At 48.8% G+C, this 24,670-nt stretch carries 21 protein-coding genes; 6 read left to right on the plus strand and 15 right to left on the minus strand.

Going from position 1 to position 24,670, the window contains the following annotated elements; translation table 11 throughout:
* Positions 1 to 69: 69 nt before the first annotated feature.
* Both OLMES_RS02775 and OLMES_RS02780 read right to left on the minus strand, forming a co-directional pair.
* Positions 70 to 921, minus strand: coding sequence for a DUF3047 domain-containing protein (locus OLMES_RS02775; protein ID WP_087459849.1), 852 nt, complete (start codon positions 919 to 921; stop codon positions 70 to 72).
* 106 nt (positions 922 to 1,027) lie between these two features.
* Complete coding sequence (locus tag OLMES_RS02780; RefSeq protein ID WP_198343201.1) at positions 1,028 to 2,188, minus strand: OmpA family protein; 1,161 nt, start codon at positions 2,186 to 2,188, stop codon at positions 1,028 to 1,030.
* A 324-nt stretch (positions 2,189 to 2,512) separates the two neighbouring features.
* On the opposite strand from OLMES_RS02780, the gene OLMES_RS02785 reads away from it, so the two are divergent.
* Both OLMES_RS02785 and OLMES_RS02790 read left to right on the plus strand, forming a co-directional pair.
* Positions 2,513 to 3,274 (plus strand): transglycosylase SLT domain-containing protein, encoded by a 762-nt coding sequence (locus tag OLMES_RS02785; protein ID WP_087459851.1) that lies wholly within the window; start codon positions 2,513 to 2,515, stop codon positions 3,272 to 3,274.
* 113 nt (positions 3,275 to 3,387) lie between these two features.
* Positions 3,388 to 4,005: a DUF1439 domain-containing protein gene (locus tag OLMES_RS02790; protein ID WP_087459852.1), complete on the plus strand. Its 618-nt coding sequence runs from the start codon at positions 3,388 to 3,390 to the stop codon at positions 4,003 to 4,005.
* A gap of 62 nt (positions 4,006 to 4,067) precedes the next feature.
* Here OLMES_RS02790 and OLMES_RS02795 read toward each other — a convergent pair whose 3' ends face one another.
* The 3 genes from OLMES_RS02795 to OLMES_RS02805 form a co-directional block, all read right to left on the minus strand.
* Positions 4,068 to 4,556: a DUF2505 domain-containing protein gene (locus OLMES_RS02795; RefSeq protein ID WP_087459853.1), complete on the minus strand. Its 489-nt coding sequence runs from the start codon at positions 4,554 to 4,556 to the stop codon at positions 4,068 to 4,070.
* Between the two features lie 175 nt (positions 4,557 to 4,731).
* Complete coding sequence (locus OLMES_RS02800) at positions 4,732 to 6,723, minus strand: ribonuclease R family protein (RefSeq protein WP_087459854.1); 1,992 nt, start codon at positions 6,721 to 6,723, stop codon at positions 4,732 to 4,734.
* Between the two features lie 182 nt (positions 6,724 to 6,905).
* Entirely contained in the window at positions 6,906 to 9,605 is a 2,700-nt protein-coding gene (locus OLMES_RS02805) for a bifunctional diguanylate cyclase/phosphodiesterase (RefSeq protein WP_087459855.1), read from the minus strand.
* 275 nt (positions 9,606 to 9,880) lie between these two features.
* On the opposite strand from OLMES_RS02805, the gene OLMES_RS02810 reads away from it, so the two are divergent.
* From OLMES_RS02810 to OLMES_RS02820, 3 genes are all read left to right on the plus strand, one after another.
* Positions 9,881 to 11,611: an ABC transporter substrate-binding protein gene (locus tag OLMES_RS02810; protein ID WP_087459856.1), complete on the plus strand. Its 1,731-nt coding sequence runs from the start codon at positions 9,881 to 9,883 to the stop codon at positions 11,609 to 11,611.
* A complete protein-coding gene (locus OLMES_RS02815; protein ID WP_087459857.1) occupies positions 11,602 to 12,354 on the plus strand; it encodes a substrate-binding periplasmic protein in 753 nt (250 codons plus the stop codon). The genes OLMES_RS02810 and OLMES_RS02815 overlap by 10 nt, the downstream gene beginning before the upstream one ends.
* Before the next feature lie 71 nt (positions 12,355 to 12,425).
* A complete protein-coding gene (locus OLMES_RS02820) occupies positions 12,426 to 13,190 on the plus strand; it encodes a hypothetical protein (RefSeq protein ID WP_087459858.1) in 765 nt (254 codons plus the stop codon).
* Between the two features lie 125 nt (positions 13,191 to 13,315).
* Here OLMES_RS02820 and OLMES_RS02825 read toward each other — a convergent pair whose 3' ends face one another.
* Positions 13,316 to 16,441 (minus strand): sensor domain-containing protein, encoded by a 3,126-nt coding sequence (locus OLMES_RS02825; protein WP_087459859.1) that lies wholly within the window; start codon positions 16,439 to 16,441, stop codon positions 13,316 to 13,318.
* Positions 16,442 to 16,709: 268 nt separating this feature from the next.
* Here OLMES_RS02825 and OLMES_RS02830 point away from each other — a divergent pair, with 268 nt between their 5' ends.
* Positions 16,710 to 17,108, plus strand: a complete 399-nt coding sequence (locus OLMES_RS02830; protein ID WP_087459860.1) for a hypothetical protein — start codon at positions 16,710 to 16,712, stop codon at positions 17,106 to 17,108.
* 30 nt (positions 17,109 to 17,138) lie between these two features.
* Here the strand turns inward: OLMES_RS02830 and OLMES_RS02835 are convergent, their stop codons facing one another.
* The 9 genes from OLMES_RS02835 to OLMES_RS02875 form a co-directional block, all read right to left on the minus strand.
* Positions 17,139 to 18,218: a cysteine protease StiP family protein gene (locus tag OLMES_RS02835; protein WP_087459861.1), complete on the minus strand. Its 1,080-nt coding sequence runs from the start codon at positions 18,216 to 18,218 to the stop codon at positions 17,139 to 17,141.
* Positions 18,215 to 18,946: an HAD family hydrolase gene (locus OLMES_RS02840; protein ID WP_087459862.1), complete on the minus strand. Its 732-nt coding sequence runs from the start codon at positions 18,944 to 18,946 to the stop codon at positions 18,215 to 18,217. Before OLMES_RS02840 ends, OLMES_RS02835 begins: the two co-directional genes overlap by 4 nt.
* A 10-nt stretch (positions 18,947 to 18,956) precedes the next feature.
* Positions 18,957 to 20,090: a phosphoribosyltransferase domain-containing protein gene (locus tag OLMES_RS02845; RefSeq protein ID WP_087459863.1), complete on the minus strand. Its 1,134-nt coding sequence runs from the start codon at positions 20,088 to 20,090 to the stop codon at positions 18,957 to 18,959.
* Positions 20,091 to 20,147: 57 nt separating this feature from the next.
* Complete coding sequence (locus tag OLMES_RS02850; RefSeq protein ID WP_087459864.1) at positions 20,148 to 20,726, minus strand: TerD family protein; 579 nt, start codon at positions 20,724 to 20,726, stop codon at positions 20,148 to 20,150.
* A 57-nt stretch (positions 20,727 to 20,783) separates the two neighbouring features.
* Positions 20,784 to 21,356 (minus strand): TerD family protein, encoded by a 573-nt coding sequence (locus OLMES_RS02855; RefSeq protein WP_087459865.1) that lies wholly within the window; start codon positions 21,354 to 21,356, stop codon positions 20,784 to 20,786.
* A 91-nt stretch (positions 21,357 to 21,447) separates the two neighbouring features.
* On the minus strand, positions 21,448 to 22,110 hold the full coding sequence (locus OLMES_RS02860) for an HAD family hydrolase (RefSeq protein ID WP_157678120.1): 663 nt from the start codon (positions 22,108 to 22,110) through the stop codon (positions 21,448 to 21,450).
* Between the two features lie 117 nt (positions 22,111 to 22,227).
* Complete coding sequence (locus OLMES_RS02865; protein WP_087459867.1) at positions 22,228 to 22,680, minus strand: tellurite resistance TerB family protein; 453 nt, start codon at positions 22,678 to 22,680, stop codon at positions 22,228 to 22,230.
* A 2-nt stretch (positions 22,681 to 22,682) separates the two neighbouring features.
* Positions 22,683 to 23,801, minus strand: coding sequence for a TerD family protein (locus OLMES_RS02870; protein WP_087459868.1), 1,119 nt, complete (start codon positions 23,799 to 23,801; stop codon positions 22,683 to 22,685).
* 101 nt (positions 23,802 to 23,902) lie between these two features.
* On the minus strand, positions 23,903 to 24,508 hold the full coding sequence (locus OLMES_RS02875) for a TerD family protein (RefSeq protein ID WP_087459869.1): 606 nt from the start codon (positions 24,506 to 24,508) through the stop codon (positions 23,903 to 23,905).
* Positions 24,509 to 24,670: the final 162 nt, after the last annotated feature.

Raw genomic sequence — 24,670 nt, forward strand, 5'->3', positions numbered from 1 at the left:
CGTGCCATTAACGTAAAAGAAAACAGAAATACGCGGTTGTAGATTCAAGCAATCATTGCAACGCCATTTTCAAGGGCCATTGAGCTCGAGTACTGGGTGCTGAGGACGCGCACTGAAGGAGATCGGGCCAAACCAGGCCTTGGCGCTACTGTTAGTGTTGTCAGTATCGGTCATGATTGCGACACCCAAAATCGCAGGGGGTTCAGCCTGAAACAGTTGCCGGTAAAGGTTGGGAATGTGTACGGAGTGGGCGCGCCATTGTTGGATATGAGCTTTACCTTGATCCGCCGCGACCATAATGGTCTTGTCTGTATAGGCATTGGCGATTGCAGATCCGGCTTGGAAATCACTAGACCATATCAGGTTGATGGCTTCCCCCGGAAGTGTGTCGCCATAGAGGGCTTCAGCGGCCTTTCGCTTGACCTTGTCAAACCAGCTGATGCGATCCGGGTCGACATGGAACGCAATATAGATTCGTGCGGGATAGTCGTCGCCGGCTTTTGTGCCAACCTGACTTCCGGTGATGATGTCGTCGACTTTCCACTGCCAGTTGAGATACGGCGTCTGTTTTGTCATTTTCTGCTGGACTTCGGGGCTGGGCAAGCGATAGATCAGTGCCGATGCGGCGTTGTTGGACTGTACCTCAATGACATTAAAGGGTTTATTCTGGATAAGTTGGTAGTGCGTGTGACGTTCGATACCGGGGAAATTCAGAGGAGACCAGTGACGTGCAAGTTCCGTTGGGGACTGATACTGATCAAAGCCGAGGTCAAGCACGGGGTTTGCGGGAATAGCTGATCCCGAAGCCTGCAGAGGTTGGCTTGAATCAGCAAACGTCCCGTTTGTAGTGCTCAGATACAAAGCAGCGAGAAGCAGCGGTTGTATCCAAATGCGCTTAACGGTTGTACAAAGCTTTCCCATGGTGTGTGACTCTACACTGTGATCAGTCCAGCCTCTGAATCCTGACCTTTTGCGGTTGTGCGCGCAGGCAGGATTCAGCTTTCTTTAGCCGATGTCTTTGTGGTGCTTAAAGCTCCCTTTCAACCTCGGCGGAAATAACCGCAGTAACCCGACGATTTTTGGCTCGGCCCTCATTGGTTTTGTTGTCGGCAATAGGCTCTGCTTCACCTTTGCCGCTTGCAGATACGCGCTCTGGATTAATGCTGTAGGTTTTGATCAATGCATTCATTACGGCAGTTGCTCGACGTTCTGACAAGTTCTGATTGTACGCGGCACTGCCAGTGGAATCCGTATGACCTTCCAGGCTGACCTTGGTATCCGGGTACTGCGTCAAGAAGGTCGCAACTTTCTTCAGTTCTGCCTGATAGGCAGCCGGGACGGCATCACTGTTTTTCTCGAAGCTGACATACAAGTGCATGGATACCGTTTCCTGTAATTTCAGACGACAGCCGCGCTCGTCAACTTTTGCGCCCTTGGGCGTGTCTTTACAGGCATCCTGTGCGTCAGGTACGCCATCACCGTCGCTGTCTGCGGGGGCTGGTGCTGGCAGTGGGCAGCCCTTGGCATCAACCGCTGTTCCGGGGGCTGTATCCGGGCACTGGTCCTGGCTGTCGATCACGCCATCCTGGTCACTGTCCTGATACTCTGCCTCTTCAACTTCATAGGCTTCTTCAGCAACGGGGGCTGAGCTGGCCAGGAGCAGCGTCAAACCTGCTGAGGGGATAAAGTCGGCTTGTTTGTTCTCCAGGCCATACACGGCATCCATGGCGGCTTGGGCAAACAGAAAATCGGTTAAATGCAAATCGACACCGACACCGGCTTTGGCCGCGATATCGTCATCGTTCACACCGGAGCCATTTGATATGGATTCAATACCTGCGCCCAAGCGCCCGAACAGGCCGGTTTCACCCATGGGGGTGTTGCGATAGACCGCGTTAATGCTGAATAAGCGGTAGTCCACATCTGAGTTCGGGCCACTTCGGGTTTCTGTGTCGGCACGGTTAAACAGCAATTCGACTGCCACTTGCGGCGTATAGTGATAGCCCAGCCCGGCGTAAAAATCGTTTTTGTCCTCAAGCTCGCGCTCGGAGTCCATCAGAATTTTGTTCCACCCACCGGAAAAATAGAGTCCTGTTTCAGGGGCGTGTTCATCTGCCACAAGAACAGGTGAAAAAGCGGTACACGAGGAAAATGCTCCTGCAATGATCATGTTACGGTAGAAATTCATAACAATTCCTTTACTTACATAGAATGACTTGAGAATAAAGCACTGCCAGTGTCTCAACGGCATGTATCAACATGTACATGATGTTGAACATTCGGAGGAAGCTTTATTGATGATGGAGCGATCGGCGGTCTGGACTGGAATAGCATGGTGCGGGGAGGGATTATAAGGTATATGTGACGCATGTCGCAAATATACCGACTTGCGAAGCGACTCATTCCGGTTTTTTGTAATTGCACAATTACATTAGTTTACCAAGCTCATAAAGATCTCAGCGCTGAGCGCGCTATAATCAGTTCAGGTTTTTAGTGTGATGGGGTTATCAGCATGGTTTCGTTTAGTTCTGCGGTTCGCCGACTATCTCCCGTAAAGGCCAGGAAAGCCGTGTTGTGGTGTTTTGTTGGGGGGATGTCTGCCATCCTTGCAAGCAGTTGGGTTAACCAGAATACTGCCGACACATCGGTATCTCAAGTACAGGTGGCTCCCATACAATTCGATGAGAACCTGGATCACGAGGCGGCATTGTCCACCCACTATCCCTCAACAGATCCCTTTTTTGATTCTGTTAAGCCCTCTCCCTTTCCATTTGCCCAGGAAATTCGAGAAATCTCCGAACGTTTCGAACTGAGCCATTCGCTGATTTTTGCTGTCGCCAAAACCGAGTCGGGATTCCGTACCCAGGTTGAAAGTGGCGCCGGTGCTGTTGGTGTGATGCAAGTCATCGCCCATGCTGCAGGACAAGATGCCTGGCAGCGCGTGTTGAAAAAGAAAGGCCAACCTTCATTAAGAGACTTGAAAGACCCCTATACCAACATGTTGTTGGGGTCGGCTTACCTCAAACTTCTTCAGGATCGCTATTTCAATGATATTGAAGATCCGCAATTGCGTTTGGGCGTGGTTCTGGCGGCGTATAACTGGGGGCCTACCAATGTTCGCTCAATGCTGGACAAGGGACGCCCGGACAACCTGAAAGAGTTGTATTGGATGCTATGGACCTATGCACCCCGTGAAACCTATGGTTATGTGCGCAAAGTGGTGCGGACGAAAGCGCAGTTTGAAGCAGAACACCACTCCAGCTTCGCGGCCTAGTTCTACAGGTAGTCTCAGGCGATTTTGCCAGTCCGTTCGAGTGATTTAGCTATTGCAGATTTTGCTTTCAGATAGCAGAATGGCGCAAAACAATGGCAATTTGAGAGACTGGTATGGACGATGATGTCAAAGCCAAAAAACGAGGGATGTTGGGTCGTCTGAAATTTTCGTCATCTGCAGCGAAAGCCTTTTCCTTCTCCCGGGGTCTGGTGCCGACCCCAACCATTCGCTTGAGTGAACGTCAGTTACTGGCGCGCTTACAAAAACCGTTTCCGATCAAGAAGAATTACCTCTTTATTTTCGACCTGACGCTGGATAATCCCCGCCTCGATTTACATGCATACTCTGATGACCAGCGGTTCCTGATTGGCCTTGACGTGCTGGTGCATTTAGGCGCGGGCAGCTCCGAGGTATTTCAGGGTGCCCTGGATATCCGGACCGGGCTCGCATTCGATAACCGGGACGGTACGATTGCATTGACCCAGCCCGAAGTCTACCAATTGATAATCAAAGGCCTCCCAGAGGGCATTACCGAGCCCGGTCGAATGGTTATCAATGAAATTGTCAATCGCACTTTCGATCACTTGCCGGTTTATCAGCTTGAAGCCGAGACGCGAAGCGGAAAGACCTTAAGACGGATGATCCGTGATGTCCGTGTGGGACAGGGTGAAATTATTGTCCATTTAGGGGTGAATTTTGCAGGTGATGGGGATCAAGCAGGAAAGATTTAAACAGAAACTGATAGGAAGGGACTATCGGGAGACAGGGCGAAAGCCCTGACTCTGCACTATAATCAGCCTTCAACCACCGATTTGATATAGCGATATTCTGCGTCCATGGAACCTTCGCTGCTTTCAGCCACAAATGCAGCCAGTTTTTTTCCGACCAGTGGAATGCCGCAATCAATGTTAACCGTCACTTCGTTCACACATCCGGTATCTGTTTTTTTCAGATCACAACGGCCTTGAATGGTCACGGGAACGCCCTTGATGTCGACTGAAAACTTGCCGACATAGTTTTCACCAGGTTGCCCGGTCCAGCTTTCGGTTTGTTCCAGTGTGTTCCATTCTGCCAGAAATTTTTTCAGCATTTTGGGCGCGTCGGCAGGTACTTCCCGTTGCATGGAGAGTTCGAGTGAAGCGTCCGACAGGCTTAATTGATTGATCTTGAAATTTCGGGCACCCAATGCGGCAAACTTTTCGGCTAATGTCTCTGCATCGCCAAAACTCTTGAAGACTTTGTCTATGTCTGCGTTGTAGTGATGACTGACTTTAATTTCCATGATTGATCTCCTCTACTGCTTATTATTGAGTTCCCTTTAGAGTGCTTTTTAACGTTATTCGTATCGCAAATTATTGCACGCTTTGATCGCAGTGCGACAATTTGCGAATTTTTGCGCTTTATATCGATTTAGGGACTCTTTCGATCGATTAGCCTGTATAACGTACCGACTCTTATCAAACTTCTATTTGGAAGTTGATTTGTTTTCGTTTTTGGTCAACTTTGTCCAATTTTACCCTTACTTTTTGTTCGGGTACAAAGGTTAATTCAGGGCCCTTCAGGGTTTGATACACGGCATCGAAGCTGTATTTTCCGGCCATTTCTTTTGTGGAAACAAATCCGTCGATACCATTTTCATCCAGTTTTGCCTGGAATCCTGCTGAGGTGCACCGGGTTATGGTCGCATCATAGACTTCATCTGCAGGCAGTGACTTGATGTATTGGCATTTTAACCACTGCTCCATTTCGTTAACCGCCATGCGCGCCTTTTGTTGCGCTTGCTGGATGTTGGTGGCCTGTTCAGGGGTTACGGTAATCGCGTCTTTCCCGTTGAGGTGGGCCTTGATCATCCGGTGCACAACGAAGTCATTGTATTTGCGAATGGGAGACGTAAATGTCGTGTAGTGGGGCAGGCCCATGCCGAAGTGAGGGGCGGCGCCAGGGGATAATTGACTGCGCTCCAACTGCCGGGTGATCAACGGGCGCAGGGGGATTTCCGATGGGGTCCGCTCGGCAAGTTGTAGCAGGGTGATAAAGTCTTCGAGTGTACTAAAGCCAATCTGGGACACCTCAGGTGATGCCGGTGCGACTTTTTCTGCGATGATTTGCTCGATAGCTGATTGTTTGTCCTGACGAATCCCCGTGTGTGCGACGAATAAACCGGGGGCTTCCTGGCTGCCCGGGTTATCGAGCAAATAGCGGGCAGCGCAGCGGTTTGCTGCAATCATGCATTCCTCTACAATTTTGTGTGCAGAGGTTTGTTCAAGACGAACAATCTGTTCTATTTTTTGTTGCTCGTTCAATTTTAACCGGAAGTCCGTACGGTCATCATTGATTAGGGCATGGCTGAAACGCCATTGATTCAACGCGCTACTGATTGCTTTCAGGTACTGTAGCGATGTAGTCAACGCGGGTAGGTGGGCCGGGTCATTGAGCAGCGCTTGAATACCGGTTTCATCACCATTATCGATATACTGAGCAACACTTTCGTAACTGAGTTTGCCGTGACTCTGCACCACTGCCTGGGTGATATTGAAGCTGTCAACATCGCCTTGAGCGGTAATTTCGAGTTTACACACCAGCGCAAGGCGGTTCTGGTCGGGAACCAGTGAACTAAGCTGGTTGGCAATGTGTTCGGGCAGCATTGAAATGACGCTACCCGGATAGTACACCGAACTACCCCGCAGTGCAGCTTCTTTCTCGATGGCAGACTCTGGGGCAATGAATGCCGTTGGATCGGCAATCGCAACGGATAGAGACCAGCCGGTATCCGTTGCCGTGGCGTACAGGGCGTCATCCATGTCCTGTGTGGCTGCAGAGTCAATCGTCAGAAATGGCAGCTGCGTGAGATCTTCCCGATTTGCACCTTCGCGAAGAATAACCTCATCCGTAATCTGTGCGCATTCATCCAGAATTGCCTGAGACCAGTTATCCCTGACTTCGTGCTTGCTGATTGTGTAGAGTTTTTCAATACCCACTTGCTTTTCGGCACCCACCACATCAAGAACTGCAACCTGTGGTTTACCATTGCGAATGGGATGTTGGAGAATCTTACAGCGGACGAAATCACCTTCCTGAGCGTTTTGCAGTTTCCCCGGATGAATAAACAACCACCGTTGGAGTCCAGGTACGTCAGGCTCTGCGAAGCTGTTTTTATTTTTCTTTCTTACTCGGCCGATAAAGGTGGAGAGCTCGGATTGAATGAGGCGTTCAATCACACCGTAGTCTTTGTTTTTCTCATTGGTCAAAATTTCAATTTCGACTTCATCACCGGGGAATACCTTCTGCATTTCATCTGCTGACAGGTAAATATCTTTCCCGGTATCATTGAGGGTGACGAAACCAAACTTAGAGTTACTACCTTTTACTCTGCCAGTGGCCAGGTTTCTGCTGGCTTTTATATCCTTTTTTAACTGCTTGAGCTGGTGGAGGGCATCCGAATTTAACATGAAGACTGACCGCTTTTATCGGCCGGGGCAAACCCCGGAGTTGATATTGAATGAGTTCTGAAGGTCACCAAAATACATAGGTTGTGGCACATCAGTTTGGGAATAATGGGTGAATGATACCGGAATTTTCAGTCAAGCGGGATAGATGTGATTGTATTTCTGTTCATCAACTGGGCTTGTTCTCAATTCGAGATCTTATTTTCAAGGGGATACTGCTTTTCCATTTTCAGTAAAACATCGATCAGATCATCGCTTTCAATCGGTTTGCAGAAAAAATAACCTTGCGCTTCATCACAGTTGTTGTCATTCAGGAATCCGGATTGAGCCTCGGTTTCAACCCCTTCCGCGACGACTTGAAGGTTCAGTTTGTGGGCCAGTGCGATGATGGCAGCGGTGAGCTCCATATCATTGCTGTTGTCCGGGATGTTCATGACAAAAGAACGGTCGACTTTCAATTTATCGACGCGAAAGTATTGGAGATAACTCAAAGAGGAGTACCCGGTTCCAAAGTCGTCTATCGCCAGTTTCAAGCCCGCTTCCTGTAATTTTCGCAGTGTCGTTCTGGCGCGCTCTTTGTCTTCCATGATCATCGTCTCCGTCAATTCGAGCTCAAGGTGAGACGGTTTTAAGCGGTGTCGCTTAATCACACTACGCAGTTTATCGACCAGTTCCCGGTCCTTGAATTGACGAGCCGAAAGATTGACGGCCATATTGATGTGTTTGAAACCATGACTTTGCAGTTCCGCCAATTTGGTGCAAGCCTCTTCCATGACGAAATCGCTAATACTGGTGATTTGGCCATTTTGTTCTGCTATCGGGATAAATACATCCGGGCTGATATCGCCCAGTTTGGTGCTGCGCCAGCGAATCAGCGCCTCAAGGCCATTGACCGTGCCCTTTATCATATCGATTTTAGGTTGATAGACCAGGCGGAATTCGCTATTGCTGATCGCATTGACAAGCTCTTTTTCGATCAGGCGTTTGCTTTGCGATGCTTCTTCAAGCTGTGCATCGTAGTAACAGTATTGATCCCGGCCGCTTTCTTTTGCTGTGCGCAACGCTTCATCAGAACGGTGAAGTAATTCATTGGCGGTCAATTGGGCCTTTTCGTCCACAGCAATGCCTATGCTGGCAGAAACGCGAATGGTTTTGCCGCGAATTTCAATGGGTACTCGCAGTGTGTTCAGCACTTTCTCGGCTACTTTATCCAGGCCGATATTTATCCGCTCGACCTGGATCAGGATTGCAAACTCATCACCGCTGATCCGGGCGACGATGTCGGATTGTCTGACACATCCCGCAATACGGTCAGCAAGTTGGACCAGTATTTGATCGGCGATATCATGGCCAAGCGTATTATTGAGATGTTTAAAATGGTCGATATCGATGTGCAGGATGGCAATACTGAAAGAATGCCGCTTGCGATGCTGGATTGCCCGCTCCAACAGAATCCGGAACAAGTGTCGATTGACCAGATTTGTTACCGGGTCATAATAAGCAAGTTGTTCCATACGCTGATTGTTCAAACAGAACGCCATATTCGAGGCCGCAATTGCAATATTCGATTTTACCAGATTCCGGTAATGCTCCTCGGGCTGGCCCTCGACTTCTCGATAGATAATCACACCACCAAACCGCTCTCCTTTTTCGGATACCATGGATTCTGACCAGGCGCTCTTCAGGAAACTGACATCAAATTGGTTCAAATATTTACGGTGGGGGTCGGAGTACAATGAGGGAATAGTCCAACTGGTGCCGTTAAACAGAGTCAGGCTATCATCGTCCTGGTCGGTTCGAATGGTTTTCAGGCTCTGGATGAAGCCTTCGTCAAGGCTGGGGGCTGCAATTTTGGTGATTCGATGTGTCACATTGTCCAGCAGGTAGGTTACGCAACGGCTTTGTGGAATTGCACTTTCCAGAACGTCGGCCAGATGCTCGATGACATTGTCCGGGCTTTCATTTCCGGCGAGTTTGCTTTGCAGTGTTAGATTGGTGCGTAAGTGCTTCTGTTTGATCAACGCATCGGCGAGTTCATAGTGCATTTTACCAATTTTCTTATTGAAGATACGATAGAGCATGTAAACAAGTGCGATGAGCAGCGCAGTGGTCGTGAGCGATATTATTAGCAAGCCACTCAATTGGCTCGCAGTTGAGGGTGGATGCCAGGTCAGGTGGCCGACCTCATCGCCAATCGGGGAGTACAGTTTTAGCCGTGTTGCGGCGTTCTCGGTATTGATTGGTGATTTGTTTTTCGGGATGAATCGCAAATTCTGCAGCGAAAAACTGGTGCTGATCTGTTGTAAGCTCCGAGCATTGATTTCGGATAGAAAAACCAGAATTCCCCGGTTTTCGTTTGTGTAGTTCAGGGTATCGGGCTGCACCGGCGTGAATGCGGAAATTGCCCCGGAGAACAATTTATCTCTCCAGACAAGGAAAAAGCTTTCTGCGGTTGAGATGTTTAATGGCGTGCTTTTCGCTTGATTCAATAATGGCTGAATCTGGTATTGAATGTAGGCCCGCTCATCTTTCTCCAGGGGGCGATCCTCAATATGATGAAAAACCATGGTATCGGATGCATCGATAATAATCACGCCAGAGACCCCGAGGCTGGCCATACCTTTCAAACCGAAATATTCTGACAGCCAGGCATCATTTCGATTGATTAGCGCTTCACGAATCGCTTCATCCCACCAGCTGTTGTCATTGGTTAAATTGGCCGTGCGCAGGCTGATGGATTCCATTGCCCCCTGAGCGATATTTTTTGCACTTTCCAGGCTGGTCTGCTGAATGGTATTAATCGAGATCAATAGGATGAAAAACAAGCTGACCAGTGCACCGACCGCGGAAAAGACAAAGTAGAGAATGATAGATTGATGCCGCATATTGACTGGTAATATAACCTGAGTAATGAGTGAGTATATGGGGTTGCCGCCGAAAACGCGATCTATAAACGCGTTGCATTCTATCTGCTCCTATTGAGTATAGCGGTGATTCATTTCTATGCGATATTTCTATGTGACTGATTCATTTGAATAAAAGCAGATGGTTGCGATATCGTACGATATCGTGCGGTATTGAGGACCAAGTCGCAATATTATTGGCTTAATATCAGTCTATAATGAGGAAAGAAAGCGATCTGGTGTAAGTGAGTAATCATATGATCTGGAAACGGTTGGCAGGTGCAGGCACTCGGTCTTCAGCGCTATTAATCGCCTTGTTGATGTCTGTTGTCGTTGGTGCAGATGAAGCACAGGATCGTGTGGCTACGGCGAAAAAATGGATCGAGCAGGAGTTTCGTGTTTCGACCTTGAGTCCTGAGGAGCAGCTCAAGGAATTACAGTGGTTTATCAAGGCTGCTGAACCCTACCGTGGCATGACTATTCATGTTGTTTCTGAGCGAATTGATACCCACTGGTATGAAGCCAGTACCCTGGCCAGAGCGTTCCGGGAGATTACCGGCATTAATGTTGTCCACGAGTTAACCGGTGAGGATGACTTGGTCAAGAAGCTCCAGGTGCAGATGGAAACCGGACAAAATCTTTATGATGCCTACATAAATGACAGCGACCTTATCGGAACACACTATCGCTATCAGGAAGTGTTGCCGCTCTCGGATTATATACTGGCAGAAGGCGCAGATATCACCCTGCCAACACTGGATCTAGATGATTTTATCGGTTTGAGTTTTGTTACAGCTCCGGACGGAAAACTCTATCAACTGCCGGATCAACAATTTGCCAACCTTTACTGGTACCGACACGACTGGTTCAGTCGGCCTGATTTGAAAAAACAGTTTAAACGGCGTTTTGGCTACGAGCTGGATGTGCCGAGAAACTGGTCTGCCTACGAAGATATTGCTGATTTTTTTACCAATCACGTTAAAAACCTTGATGGTCAGCGGGTCTATGGACATATGGATTACGCGCGCGTTGATCCTTCATTGGGCTGGCGTATGTCTGACGCCTGGTTGTCCATGGCCGGTGCCGGGGATACCGGGTTGCCGAACGGATTTCCTGTGGACGAATGGGGGATTCGGGTGATTGGTTGCCAGCCAGTCGGAGCCAGTGTTGAGCGCGGTGGTGCACTGAATGGTCCGGCAGCGATTTATGCGGTAAACCGTTTTATCGACTGGCTGGATCAATACGCGCCGCCCGAGGCACGATCACTCAATTTTACGGAAGCGGGAGAGTGGGTTGGTAAAGGTCAGATTGCACAGCAGATTTTCTGGTATACCGCCTTTACTGCGGCTGTATCCAAGCCAGGCCTGCCGGTTATGAATCCTGATGGTACGCCAAAATGGCGTATCGCGCCGTCTCCCCATGGTGCATATTGGGATGAAGGCATGAAACTGGGCTATCAGGATGCGGGTTCCTGGACCTTAATGAAAAATACGCCTCCGAAACGGCGCGATGCGGCATGGTTGTACGCGCAATTCACTGTTTCCAAAACCGTTTCGTTGCAAAAAACCTTGAAGGGGTTAACGCCCATTCGAAACTCGGATCTGATGTCGGACGCAATGAGCAAAAAAGCACCTTACCTGGGTGGCTTTGTTGAATTCTATCGAAGTCGTAGTCGCGACATCTGGACCCCGACCGGAACCAATGTACCTAATTATCCCCGATTGTCAGTCTTGTGGTGGAAGCATGTTTCCCTGGCGCTTGTGGGTAAGTTGACTACGGTGCAGGCGATGAATAGTCTTGCGAATGCAATGGATGATGAGTTGAGCTACATCGCCTCCCGGCATTCGATGATCTGTAAACCTGTACTCAATGAACTGAAATCCCAGGAATACTGGTTGCAACAACCGGGCGCGCCTAAAGCGAAGCGCGATGAAAAGCCTCCCGGAGAAACCTGGACCTATGAGGAGGCGATCCGAGCATGGGACTGAAATTGTGGTTTAATCCTGTGAATTGGCAGTTGCTGCGACTGGTTGGCCTGTTCTTGTTTTTTATCCCGTTTCAGGTGAATGCCGAGCGTCTCAGTCTGGTAACCTTTCTGGAGCGTCCGCTGGTGGAGAACGTGGATGGCAAACCGGCCGGGGTAGTGGTTGATGTGGTGTCTGAAATGATGCGTCGAGCGGGTATGGATTACAATATCCAGCTAGTGCCGCCCAAGCGGGCCCTGATGGTCGCCCAGAGAACCCAGCATCACTGTGTATTTCCAATTGAGCGGAGCCAGGAGCGTGAGGTTTTTTTCCATTGGGTTCGTCCGGTATTAATTTCCCGCCATGGGCTGTACAGTGCGCCAGACCGACCGATTCGATTGCAAACCCTCTCGGATGTCCAGCCTTATGTTATTGGCAGTTTCTTGGGCAGTGGCGTTGGAGAATATCTGGAGTCGTTCGGGTATACCCTGGATTACGCGTCCCGTAATGAGCTTAATATTGCGAAGTTACAAAAGCGAAGAATCGATCTCTGGGCATCCGATGTGTTGTCCGCGACCTATCTGGCTCGTGAAAACAATGTCAAACTCAATGATCCGGAGCTAATTTTCTTCACCACTGTGCGGGCTATGGCGTGTAATCTCGATACGGATGCCACATTAATTGATCACCTTCAGGTTGTGCTAACCGGCATGTATCGGGACGGTACAGTCGATAAGTTGACCAAATCCGCACAGGCACCGCGTTGAGGCGTTGACCTTTTCTATGTGATCTCCTAAGGTAAGCGGCTTCTTGCATACTGGATGCGAAAGGAGCCTTCATGGCAGATATGGTTACGTACCTGTTGCTGGGCGCAATGGGCGCACAATTCGATTATCGCGAATATCAGGAAGATGGTGATCGGTTGCTTCAGGAAAAAGGCGGGTTAACCGGGTGGTATGCGCAAGGTGGGCTGCGTACCGATGCGCTTGAGCTTGAACTTCAGTTACAAAAAATTTCAGGCAAAGTCGATTACCGGGGCCATACCAATTTAGGGTTGCCGTTGCTGACGGATACGGATGAAACCCTCGAAACTGCGCGATTGTCCGGTGCTTTATCACTGTTCGAGTTTGAGGCGTTGCAATTTCGTCATCAACTTCAAGGTTATCTGGCAGGACAGTACCGGGAATGGTACCGGGATATTTTACCGACCCGCTCTGTTTCGGGTCTGGTTGAAGATTATGCCTGGTCGGAGCTGTATGTTGGCGGACGTTGGTCGGCTAATGACGGCCCGTTGCGCATGGGGTTTACCCTTGCCGCATCCAAAGTGCTGAATCCGCGCATTGAAGTTGAACTGAATTTTGCCGGTGTGGACACCATTCTCCTGGAGATGAAAGGGGGGTATGGTGCTTTGGCAGAGTTCAGCACTGAATATGCACTTTCTGATGCGGTGGTATTGCATGGCGTGGTTGCCTGGCAACACTGGGAGTTCGACACAAGTGCCTGGAAATCTTTTGAAAGTGAGCGAGGCCCGCTGCGTATTCGAGAGCCGGAAAGTCATTCCGCCCTGTTAATCTTGCAGACAGGCTTGTCCTGGCGATTTTGACGGCATGCGAGTTCGGCCAGCGGTTTGCTGTAACCTTGTGTAAAACTATAGCCTTGTGTAAAACTATAGCCTTGAGTAACACTATAACCTTAAGTAACAGGCACCAGAGGTAACGGATATCAGTCTTAACAGGTTTCCGTTGGATTTTGGGTCTCAAGATTATGCTTTTCCACTAAGCGGGTAAATTCTTCTTCGGAAAGCGGTTTGCTGAAGTAGTAGCCTTGGAAATACTGGCAGCCTTCAGCCTTCAAAAAGTCAATATGATCCTGCGATTCTACCCCTTCTGCTACCGCCTCCATTCCCAGACTTTGCGCCATCGCCAGTACGGTTCGTACGATGGATGCATCGTTGGGGTCTACAGCCAGGTCACGTACAAAAGCCTGATCGACTTTCAGTATATCCACCGGAAGCTGTTTCAGATAAACCAGTGAAGAATAGCCAGTGCCAAAATCGTCCACCGCGAAACGAAGGCCTTTGGCTTTGAGCTCGCTCATTTTCTGTTTTGAGCGCTCGACATTTTCCATGAATACCCCTTCGGTTAGCTCGATTTCGACCGCTTGAGGGTCAATGCCGGTGGTGCTCACGATCTGGCTGACCCGGTCAACAAAGTCCCGTTGATTGAACTGTAGCGGGCTGACATTGACCGCGATATAACGAAGGGTTTTGAAGCGCTCGTCTTTTTTCCAGCGTTGCATTTGCAGGCAGGCTTGCTCAAACACCCAGTCACCCAACTTCAAAATCAGACCGCTCTCTTCCGCAACGGGAATAAATTCAGCAGGCGAGATCGGTTTGTCTTCGTGGGTCCATCGAACGAGTGCTTCCGCACCGACAATTTCATTGGACTTCAAGCTGACCTTGGGTTGGAAGTTAAGGGTTAATTCGTTATTTGCGATTGCAATGCGAAGGGCACTTTCGAGATACACACGTTTCTTGACGGCTTCTGCCAATTCCTGCCGGTAGAAATGCATCGTATTTCTACCGTCTTTTTTGGCTTCATACATTGCTGTGTCAGCATGCTTCAGGATTTCTTCTGCCGATTGGCCATCCTCGGGGAATATCACGATACCAATACTGGTGCCGCTCATGATCTTTTGCCCTTCAAAGGTAAACGGCGTATTGAAAGCGTGCAGGATTTTCAGCGCGACTTTTCGAGCGCGCTCGCTGACCACATTGAGGTCTTGATGAGGGTTGCCCAGTAGGATTACAAACTCGTCACCCCCCAGACGTACAAGAAAATCCCCCTCACGGATACTTTCCCGCAGTCGCAGGGCAACCTCTTTGAGCATCAAATCTCCGATCAGATGTCCTAATGAGTCGTTTACCATTTTAAAATGATCAATATCCAAAAACAGGAGTGCGGATTGCGTGCCGTAGCGCTTCAATTGAGACAGCAGATAATGTAACTCCTCCTGCAGGAATGCCCGGTTGGGGAGATTGGTCAAGCTATCATGGTAGGCCAGATGTTGAATCTTTTCTTCGTTCGATTTTCGTTCGGTGATATCAGAGTGGGTACCAATCATCCGCACTGGCTGGCCATCTTTCCTGCGCTCGATGACTTGACCTCGATCCAGAACCCATTTGTATTCCCCGTTTTTGCACAGAATACGATGCTCGCTTTTGTACAGCGCAGTTTCGCCGTTCAAATGTCGATTCAGGTGTTCATCAACCTCTTCTAGATCATCAGGGTGAATGCGCTGTTTCCATTGTTTGATATCCTGCTCGATTTCATCCGCGTCGTAGCCAAGAATGTGATTCCATTGTGCGGAATAAAACGTCTCACCCGTGCGAATATTCCAGTCCCAAACGCCGCTCCCGCTTCCTTCCAGTGCGAATTGCCAGCGGGCTTCACTTTCCTGAAGTGCAGTTTCCGCCCGTTTGATTTCGGTAATATCTGTGACCGCGCCGATAATACCGGTGAAACGCTTCAGGCTGTCTACCTGGAAGACTTCTTCACTCATGACATGTATTTCAGTGCCATCGGGTTTTATGCAGCGGACCTGCTGTTTGGTGACCTCTTGGTTACCATTCCGGGCTTCGATGTAACGGCTGCGATCTTTGTGATGAATGAATGATTCCCATCGTTGTCCGATCAATTTTTCCTCGGGGACATCGAGAATATCGCACATCCGCTGGTTCACGTAACGAATGACGCCACCAGAGGAAGCAAAGAAAACGCCAACCGGTGACAGACGTGTCAATAGCCGGAATTGCTCTTCTTTTTCATGTATACCGGTAACCAGTTTGAGACAGCTGGAGATCAGCCATTCCAGCAGTGAAACTACGCGCACATTCTCTTGGTAGGTCGGCTTCAGTGCGGACAGCTTTTCCAAACTACTGTCCAGTGTACTGATACCGCTGCTGATGTTGGTTTTGAGTGTGATGCCTTCGCGAAACTGGTTGCGCCCCATGTGGTAGGTGGCTGATGCGATCTGATCAAGTTCGTCTCGTAGCTTGAACAGATTGCTGAAGATAGCTTGTATCCGCTGGTTGGTCAGCACGAGGGAAGTCAGAAACATCAGTACAATGATCGTTAATGCAAATACGCCGTAAGTGATATCTTCATAAACGACGAGGCGTAAGTCGTTCAGCGTATCCAGAGAATTTGAACTCAGAAAATAAATTCGGCCTGACTTCAAACTGAATAGTGCATCATTACTGTTCGCCCCCATTTCCGAGGGAATAGAGGAGAATATGATTAAACCGTTGCGATCGACTAAATTGAGCAGGGATATTTCATGTTGTTCCGGCCTGGCTCCTGGTAAAAATGCATCCCTCAGGGCAAGCACTTCGAAATGATGCTCTCGTGGGATAATGACGTGTGGCGCAATGCGCCGGGTGACTAAATCGGGCAGGAAAAACAAGCCAAATTGAGGGTTGCTCAGGGTTTGGCGAGTATCCAGCGATTTGTTGGACAACAGACTTCTACTGTGTTCAAAAAGCCGTGTTTTTGAGGCATCGACATCCATTAGCCATTCCGGGGCGGCGACCGTAATCCTGCCCGAATAGTTCATAAAAAAACGAGTTAATCCAGTGGGTGTTTTATCGATTGGGGAACCGGTTGCCGAGAGTGCAAAGTCAAGTTTGTCCTGGATGCGGAAGTATTCGAGGTCTGCTTTGCGCACGAGATAATGTTGGGACCAAAAGAGAAAGCATAGCAACAGCATGATCAGTATTGCACTGGAGATGATCCAGGTATTTTTGAGCCACGCGCGAATGTGGTCGACAATTTCCAGTAAACTGTTTAACGGCATACATACTCTCTAAACTTAGGTCACTCCTCTGGCAGTTGCTGCACAGACTTCATCAAACAGTATAGACACTCCTCTGTGGTTTAGTGGCGGTTATCATAACTATTGCGCACATGGCGGGACGGTATAGCCTTGTTAAACAGGTTTAACACATAACGTTAATTCAATATTCACAATTGTCTGGTTGAATATTAGAATAGTAAACGTTTCAGCGTACAGCTGTGAGCATTCAATACCAAAATCTTAACCTTTTGACATTTTGTTAAAGATTATGAATTACGCAATTCCCGAACACCTTCATGACTTTGAGCTACGTGAGTGGCTAAAAAACAAAATATCTGAGTTAGATGAAACAAAGCGAACGATTCGTGATCAGATTCGCCAGTTCTCAAATGAGCGAGCATCTCGAAAAACACGGGAAGATTTTGCCTGGCTCCGTAAAGCCAAGGCAAAAATATCTTTCTTGATTGCGCAGCGTGAAGAGTTGCGTGGTGTGCTCGGTGATGTCAACGTTCGTCTCAAAGAGGCCAAGCGTAAACTGAACAGTAACAAACGTCCCAATATCAAACTGGCTCAGGCGTTTATGATGGTTGCGCAGGAAAAACTGAACGAGGATCTCTACTCATCCTTGGAAAGTGAAGCGCTGCTGCTTATTGATTTGGAGAATTAGGGGTGCCTCTGAAGGTTTCGTTCCACTGGGTCAAACGACATTGGCAATAAGAGCCGTTGCATTCAGTGGCATGGTGGCGTCTTCCAAAACCGGAACCTGTTTTTCGAGTGCAAGCTCCAGCAAATGTGCTACGTCGGCGCTGTCTTTGTTTTTTACGATTAACAATCGGGGAATACGTCTCAGCATCACTCGGGTTGCTTCTGCAATACCCGGCTTGACCTTGTTGATATCTCCGACTTGATGTTCTCTCATGACCCGAGCCACGTAGTTTGCCATTAACTTGGCTTGTGCTGCGCGATTTGATGGCTTCAGGTCGATTGTCTCAGGTGCTAATTGCCCGAACAGAACACTAATCTGATCTACAAACCAGTTGCTCAGGTCATCTTTGGCTAAATGACCATAGATCGCACATTGATGGAAACCTGAAATTTCGGGCAGTAAGAGTGATCTGGAAATCAACCCGGAAACCGTGCTGTTCAATATCCCCGATGGAATCGCGTAATCTTCATGTGTCGCGACCAAATCGGCAGTGCCGCCAATATCGGATATGACACAAAGTTGATCCTGTAATGTGAAATCCGGGTTTTCCTGGTTCCAATGGTAAACGGCGGCTTTAAGTTCCCGGGTAATCACCCCTTTGGCAGTCCAACCATCAACAAACAGAATACTGTCAGGTGAAATATTCTGTTTTTTCAGGTAGTGCAAGGCTTCTGTGTCTATCCCTTTGTCGCGGACAATCGAGATGGAATAGTGTCTGACCTCGCACTCTGGATAGTAGTACCGCAGGGCCCGGGTCAACATGACCCCGACTGGTGTTCCTGCTCGGGCCAGGGACACAATGGTGACTTCTGCTCCTTTGAAGTCGCGTACCATGGCGGCTAAATTGGCAATTTGTTGAGCCATTGGTGCTTTGTACTGCTGCATCAGGCGATGGAATAACTGCAAATATTGCTCGGACGGTGCAGACTCTGCGGATAGGATTTCTGAATAATGCCGACCTCCCTTTTGCAGCTGCTGTTCTTTTTCCTCAACGGAAAGCATGGGGACATCCACTGCCTGGAGCAAGAATTGGCAGTCCTCTGCGGCGTAACTGCCGGTGAGTAACGTCATACTGTTTTTAACTCCCGGGCAATCTGGCTTTGTTGGGGGATCATTTTAAAGTGGCAGGTTTTCATAAACGGCACGTCGGAATGGCTGTCCCCCAGCGCGAGAAACAGGATGTCTTGATGTTCTGTGCGGTAACGTTCCTGTAAAAACAGAACCGCGTTTTCTTTGCTGGCATAAGGGGGGAGTAGCGCCATATTCTGGCCATTGATGTGAACTCGTGCACCAGCCTGCTCGTTTTGAAACTTGCAGGAAATTTCATCGAGCGCGAGCATGTGTGCGGGGTCGCCTTTTATCGAGATATAGCAGGGGTATTCAAAATCGCTAATGACCCGGCAGCGCAGCTGTAATTTCTCAATGTCGATAAGCTGTAGCACTTGTGCGCAATACGCTTCCAGTCCTGCCGACCAATATTGTATTTGTTGATCCAGCATCGCCCGCCATTCCGGGTCGATTTGATCATTTTTATCCAGCACCAGTGCGCCATGGTCGATGACTTTATAGCTCTTGAATTCGAGGTTTACGCGATCCAGCGCCGCTTTGTTGCGGCCGGTAACGGGAATAAATTCATGGTGTTGCAGTAGATCCAACAGCATGCGCTGCTGTGTTGTCGTGAACGAAAGCGGTTCGCCTGTTTTATCTGTTGCACCGACTTGAAGCCTGTTTTCGCTGTCGCATTTACGTCGGGTTTGCATGAGCGTGTCGTCGATATCCGAAAAGACAACAATAGTCATTGTTTCGTCCTTAGTTCAGTATTCCTGTGAGCGCATTGATTTTGGCATGTAGTGTACAGCCCTCGTATTGTGCTTGATTTTCATAGAGCATTATCGCTTTGCGATCTGCAGGAAGGTTGTAAAGATAGAATACCGCACCATGGGCTTCATCGAGAAAGCTTTGTTTAGACTTTATGGGCCCACCAGGTAACACGGGGGATCTGGCGGTTGATTGGAAGAGTACATCCAGCCCCTGTTTCTCCATCGTTTCTGCAAACAGGAAGGGAAAATAAGTGAATTCACCGGTACCGATGACAACATATTTTTCATTCTGATGCAGGTTACCCGGGTCAATTAGATGGCCTGCTGGCGTTGAGAATCGTGCTTGTGGGCCGTTGTTTGTCCACAATCCGAGGCGGCCGGTATCATCACGGTTTTCAACATTCGAAATATCGATAGCAGTGTTTCTGGGCAGGCCGGGATTAAAAGCACCGTTGTCTTCAAATCGATAGGCTCCACTGAGGAGTTCGATAAAATGCAATGTGACCTGAGGAAAGCCCGCCTGTATAGCTTGCTTTTGTTTGGGACTGAGCCAGTTGACCAGGCTCACCCAGAACACGTTGCGCAACTCGGGTAACCGTAGTTGAAGTGCCTCTGTGAGCTGCCTCAACGTGTTCCCGGTACTGACCTCGTCATCAACTAATACCACGCTTTGAACTGCCTCACAGGGAAAATGAGTCTCCAGTTCGTAGACAATGTGAGCCGGTGCATGGCTGTGAACCTCGGTAATCGAAAACGCAACGTCAGAGGGTAATCGATAGCGTGTGGTATGGCTGTAGAAAACGTCACTTTCACTGAGTTGTTGGAGTTCCTGAGCAACCCCCGCGCCGAGCGCTGTAGCCGTTTCTGCCACTCCCATAACCCAGACAGGGCCGCTTGATTCGATTTCGGGTTGTATGGAATTCGCCAGTTTAACGTACGAATCCCGCATGGATTCGGGCCGACAGGGAATATATTTGCCAAGTATTTTTGATATGAACAGATACTTCCGCTTGGGATTTTGGCGTGAGCCGAATGTCAGTAATTGCTCTAGAGGGCTGAGGGCATTGAAAACGGTAATTTCCAGTTCACCTGCAGGTAACTGGATAGAGTGTACATCTGTCATAATATACCAACAGTCTGGGCGGTCAGATTGTGAGTCACAATCTGACCGCCACGTTTCTTAGCCTACATTAACACCAAACTGCTGGGCCATAGGCTTCAGGCCACCTGCATAGCCTTGACCTACTGCTTTGAATTTCCACTCACCATTATGGCGGTAGAGTTCCCCGAACAGTAATGCGGTTTCCGTGGAGTAGTCTTCTGACAGATCATAACGGGCCACTTCTTCGTTGTTATCCTGATTGACAATACGAATGAAGGCATTGGAGACCTGGCCAAAGTTCTGGCTACGTGATTCCGCGTCGTGAATGGTTACACCAAAAACAATCTTTTGAATTTCAGCAGGGACGGCCGCAAGGTCAATCTTGACCATTTCGTCATCGCCTTCACCTTCTCCCGTCAGGTTGTCACCGGTGTGTTCAACGCTGCCGCAGGTGGATTTCAGTTGATTGTAGAAAATAAAGTCTGTATCGCCACGTACCTTGCCGTCTGCGCCCAACATGAATGCAGAAGCATCCAGGTCAAAATCTGCGCCATCAGTTGCTCTGGCATCCCAGCCCAAACCTACGTTACATTTGGTCATACCCGGGGCGACTTTCTCCAGAGATACGTTGCCACCTTTTTGTAATGAAACACCCATTGTTTTCGTCTCCTTTTGTTTTGCTGGTAAAGTTAATAGCTGGTTACTGAATCTAGCTTAGGCCAGTCCGTACGTTTCCAGCAGCTTGGCCAGGCCGCCGGCAAATCCATCACCCTTGGCAGCAAATCGCCACTGGCCATCTTTAATGTAGAGCTCTGCGAAAATAAGCGAGGTTTGAGTCGAGTAGTCCTCAGATAGGTCGTAGCGTACCACTTCTTCCTGTGTGTCTGCATTCAGAATTCGAATGAAGGCATTTTCAACCTGACCGAAGTTCTGGCTTCGGCTTTCCGCTTCGTGAATCGTTACCGCAACAACAATGCGCTCACAGGAGGCTGGAATCGTGGGCAAGCTGATTTTGATGACTTCATCATCGCCTTCACCTGCACCGGTCAGATTATCACCCATGTGTTCGATGGAGCCGCAATCGGACCGACGATTGTTGTAGAAAATGAATGATTTCTCATTCAGCGCTTTACCTTCGGCGTTGACCATCAGCAATGAGGCGTCGAGATCAAAATCTGTTCCGTCGGTAACGCGAGTATCCCAGCCCAGTCCGACATGCAAGTTAGTTAACCCGGGTGCCTCTTTCTCGAGGTTGATGCGGCCACCTTTTTCAAGTGAAATTGCCACGATAGTGCTCCTCAGTCGTGTTTGATTTTAAATTGTTGAATCCGATGTTCTCAGTTTAGCTTGTTTTTCATACAAACTGGCTTAACTTATGTTAATTACCCTGGTACGCGGTGATATCTGTTCCCGAAACAATATAGCCCAGTGTTGCCTGGCGTAACATGGGAATATCATCCGGATCATTTCCGAATGCGGTGAGCGATTCGGGCTTGAAACCTGCCCCTATGAGGGTCTCCTGGATGCGTTGCCATTTATGGTCTCGCGAACACTCTTCGCCGTTAATTTGCCCCCGAAGTGCAGCATTGTCTGATGCACTGCTTGCAATACTTAATTCGGTGCCGATGACTTTGTCAAACGGGATGTTTTGTGCGCTGAGTATGGCTTCGACATATTGCCAGGGCGAGGCGGTGGCAATGAGAATATAGTCACCCTGCTGCCGATGTTGTTTCAAGTGTTCAACGACGCCGGGGTTCAACGTCAGCTTTGTTGCAGCAAATTTGCCTGCTGATTCCAACGTGGCCATCGAGCGCCCCTGAAGGCAGTGTCTGTAAAGGCGTTGCTTGATTGCCTTTCGGAGTTGGTAGTAAGCACCGGATTGGTAAGCCTGGGAAGTGAACAGAAAACTCAATATCGCAGGGATAGCGTGTAAAAAATAGGTGCGTGAGCCTGTTGCGTGCTGAAAAAGTAAGCCGAGACTGTTTTCGAAAACGATGGTTTCATCGAAATCAAAAACAGCGATCGCTGTCGTTCGGTCCATGGTGCTGCAGGACTCCGTATGGTGCATTTTGTATGTCGTGAATTTTCGCTGTTGCGCCGCTTAACTGCCTCCGTATTGATGGAGGCAGCCGTCCGCGTTACCGCCTGGGTTTTGTATTTATAACTCAAAGTCACCGGGTGTCAGACCCAGCTCGACCGCGATCTTTTTGGCTACCGCTTTTTCGCTGTCATCAAACACGCCATCCGATGCTGCGATGGACAAAATCAGTCTCATAACCGTGCGACAGGCAATTTCATTGCCCTTTAATTTGTTCAAGGCTTCAAACGCTTTGGACTCGCCAATGTCTTTATCAAATTCGAAGTTATCGACATATTCCTTGAAAGAGGTGATCACTTCGGTGGTTTTGAATACTTTTAATGCGTCGTTGCTTTCGATGAAACGAATCATCTTTTGTTTCTCTGCTGCATCCAAAGTGCCATCGGCCATTGCGATCAGTGCGCTGCCGGCGGTGGCGGCATTGAGAAAATTCTTGTTTTTGAATTTTAAAACTTCATCTTTCATTTCGTTGGTTTTTTGTTTCAAGCCGGAAATAAAGCTGGAGAAACTCATGTCTAATCCTCGTTGTCTTGAGTATCGCATCGCCAGGGCAAGCCCCAGCCAAATGCTTGATCCATTTCAGGAAGACTATGGAAATAGTCCATTATAGGGGTTAATTTGGGGGCACTATTAATAAACTCAAGCATCGCGATGGCACATATTGGTTTGGCCATTAAACTATCGGGCCGAAATGTGGTCTCGGCGAGGCCTGGAATATGAAAATCCACCTCCGCACTCAGGCCATTCCAGCGGTCATGGCCTTCCAACATAAAAGCGTAAATCAGGTAGCGATGCATCTTGTGTTGAAAGCGGGGGTTGATTTGCAGTTGTTCAAAATGCTTTTCAGTCGAGCGTGTTGCGAGCATATAGGGAACACCGTCGAAGGAACCTTCAAGGGTCTCACCATAACTTTGAACGATACCCCGTTGCCCATTGTAGAGTTGGTAAAACCCGCCAATCCTGAGGTCTGAGATAACGTCGAAATCAGAGCCCATGAAAAACCGGGTGGTCGGGGCATGCTCTGCACTCACTTTTTTCCATTTCATCATGATCAGAGCTCGGTCACCACTTACCATGGGGCCTTCGGAGGCCTGGCTTTTATCCATGGATATACCCGAAGGTTGATCTGCCTGATGATCTTGCCTTAACGCTTCGTTTTTCTCAGCAATTTTATCGGGGGCGGGCAAGCCTAATTGTTGGTAGAGTCGTTCCGGGCCATCGCTGTATCCCTGTGCGACAAATCGACACTTCCAGCCACCATTGCGGCGATAAAACTCAAGGAAGATCAGGGCATTTTCTGACCGTGAAGTACTGTCCCACAGCACCTTTAAGGTTTCGGTTCCCGTCATCATTTCCGCCAGTTGACCGGATGCAGCATGAGTCCCAGTATTTGGCCCCATACTCACAATAAAGACAACGATTTTTGCGACCGAGTCCGGAATATCGGGCAGGTTCAGGAGTAGCTCCTGTTCTGTTTTGGCGAGCCCTGGACAGTTTTCGGGAGTTAGATAAACCGTGCCGAGTCCATCTTCCTGTATTGCCACATCCCAATGCCACGATGACATATCCATTGTCAGTCGATAAGCCGTCTGGTTTGAGAGCGCTATGTTCTGTCCGGGAACCAATTGAGTCACAGCAGTTGTCCGTTAGCTGAGTAATGAATGGAGATTTCAGAGCCAGGCCTGAATCTTATCTGCTTCTGCTAACCCCGGAATACCGGGGTAGGCAGATGGTCTTATAAGTAGCTTTGGGCAACGGTCTGAATGGTTTCCGGAAGCTTTTTGTCTTGTGTTGGCTCACCAACAGCACGGAATTTCCACTCACTGTTGTGGCGATACAGGATACCCAGAACCATTGAGACCGAACCGTGGAATTTGGCATCGTTGGCGATGTTGTAGCTGGCCAGAACGCTGTCTACCCGAGTTGGTGTACCTTCGTACAAACGAACACTGGCAAAAGGGATTGTACCGAAATCGTGTCCCCGGAAACTATTGAGAACAACAGCAACTTGCTGAACCGATTGTGGCACCGCATTCAGTTCAATGGTGATAATCTCATTGTCCAGACCATCATCGCCGTCCATGTCGCCAGTCAAATCATCGCCACTGTGACGAATAGAGCCATCCTGACTTTTCAGTTGTCCGAAATAAACCACATCTACAGGCTGCTTTTGATCATTGTACAGCCCAACACTTGCGTCCAGATCCACAGCTACTTTTTTTGTGCCGAAGAAGCCTTTCTTCTCGATTGCACCCCAGTTGACACCAACGCAAACCCGGTCGAGCTTGTTTCCGCCTTTTTCAAGGCTGATGCGTTGGCCTTTCTCTAAAGAAATGGTCATATATCCTGTCTCCGTTTGATTAAGCAGCTGAAATTGCGTTCCAGTAGATTGATGTAGAAATATGCACGAGTTGATCATCGTGCATACTGCCGAATTGCTGTCCGTGCCTTTGTACCCAATGTGCTGTTTATACACGCTTGGTAGGCTGATTTCCACCGTAAA

The organism is Oleiphilus messinensis, assembly GCF_002162375.1.
Classification (GTDB): Bacteria; Pseudomonadota; Gammaproteobacteria; order Pseudomonadales; family Oleiphilaceae; genus Oleiphilus; species Oleiphilus messinensis.

What these genes read in the sequence shown, in the direction of transcription:
- OLMES_RS02850 (WP_087459864.1), bottom strand. Translation starts at nt 20,726, where the DNA reads ATGGGTGTTTCATTACAAAAAGGTGGCAACGTATCTCTGGAGAAAGTC.
- OLMES_RS02775 (WP_087459849.1), bottom strand. Translation starts at nt 921, where the DNA reads ATGGGAAAGCTTTGTACAACCGTTAAGCGCATTTGGATACAACCGCTG.
- OLMES_RS02860 (WP_157678120.1), bottom strand. Translation starts at nt 22,110, where the DNA reads ATGGACCGAACGACAGCGATCGCTGTTTTTGATTTCGATGAAACCATC.
- OLMES_RS02785 (WP_087459851.1), top strand. Translation starts at nt 2,513, where the DNA reads ATGGTTTCGTTTAGTTCTGCGGTTCGCCGACTATCTCCCGTAAAGGCC.
- OLMES_RS02815 (WP_087459857.1), top strand. Translation starts at nt 11,602, where the DNA reads ATGGGACTGAAATTGTGGTTTAATCCTGTGAATTGGCAGTTGCTGCGA.
- OLMES_RS02845 (WP_087459863.1), bottom strand. Translation starts at nt 20,090, where the DNA reads ATGACAGATGTACACTCTATCCAGTTACCTGCAGGTGAACTGGAAATT.
- OLMES_RS02875 (WP_087459869.1), bottom strand. Translation starts at nt 24,508, where the DNA reads ATGACCATTTCTTTAGAGAAAGGCCAACGCATCAGCCTTGAAAAAGGC.
- OLMES_RS02780 (WP_198343201.1), bottom strand. Translation starts at nt 2,188, where the DNA reads ATGAATTTCTACCGTAACATGATCATTGCAGGAGCATTTTCCTCGTGT.
- OLMES_RS02805 (WP_087459855.1), bottom strand. Translation starts at nt 9,605, where the DNA reads ATGCGGCATCAATCTATCATTCTCTACTTTGTCTTTTCCGCGGTCGGT.
- OLMES_RS02840 (WP_087459862.1), bottom strand. Translation starts at nt 18,946, where the DNA reads ATGACTATTGTTGTCTTTTCGGATATCGACGACACGCTCATGCAAACC.
- OLMES_RS02820 (WP_087459858.1), top strand. Translation starts at nt 12,426, where the DNA reads ATGGCAGATATGGTTACGTACCTGTTGCTGGGCGCAATGGGCGCACAA.
- OLMES_RS02790 (WP_087459852.1), top strand. Translation starts at nt 3,388, where the DNA reads ATGGACGATGATGTCAAAGCCAAAAAACGAGGGATGTTGGGTCGTCTG.
- OLMES_RS02810 (WP_087459856.1), top strand. Translation starts at nt 9,881, where the DNA reads ATGATCTGGAAACGGTTGGCAGGTGCAGGCACTCGGTCTTCAGCGCTA.
- OLMES_RS02830 (WP_087459860.1), top strand. Translation starts at nt 16,710, where the DNA reads ATGAATTACGCAATTCCCGAACACCTTCATGACTTTGAGCTACGTGAG.
- OLMES_RS02865 (WP_087459867.1), bottom strand. Translation starts at nt 22,680, where the DNA reads ATGAGTTTCTCCAGCTTTATTTCCGGCTTGAAACAAAAAACCAACGAA.
- OLMES_RS02795 (WP_087459853.1), bottom strand. Translation starts at nt 4,556, where the DNA reads ATGGAAATTAAAGTCAGTCATCACTACAACGCAGACATAGACAAAGTC.
- OLMES_RS02835 (WP_087459861.1), bottom strand. Translation starts at nt 18,218, where the DNA reads ATGACGTTACTCACCGGCAGTTACGCCGCAGAGGACTGCCAATTCTTG.
- OLMES_RS02825 (WP_087459859.1), bottom strand. Translation starts at nt 16,441, where the DNA reads ATGCCGTTAAACAGTTTACTGGAAATTGTCGACCACATTCGCGCGTGG.
- OLMES_RS02800 (WP_087459854.1), bottom strand. Translation starts at nt 6,723, where the DNA reads ATGTTAAATTCGGATGCCCTCCACCAGCTCAAGCAGTTAAAAAAGGAT.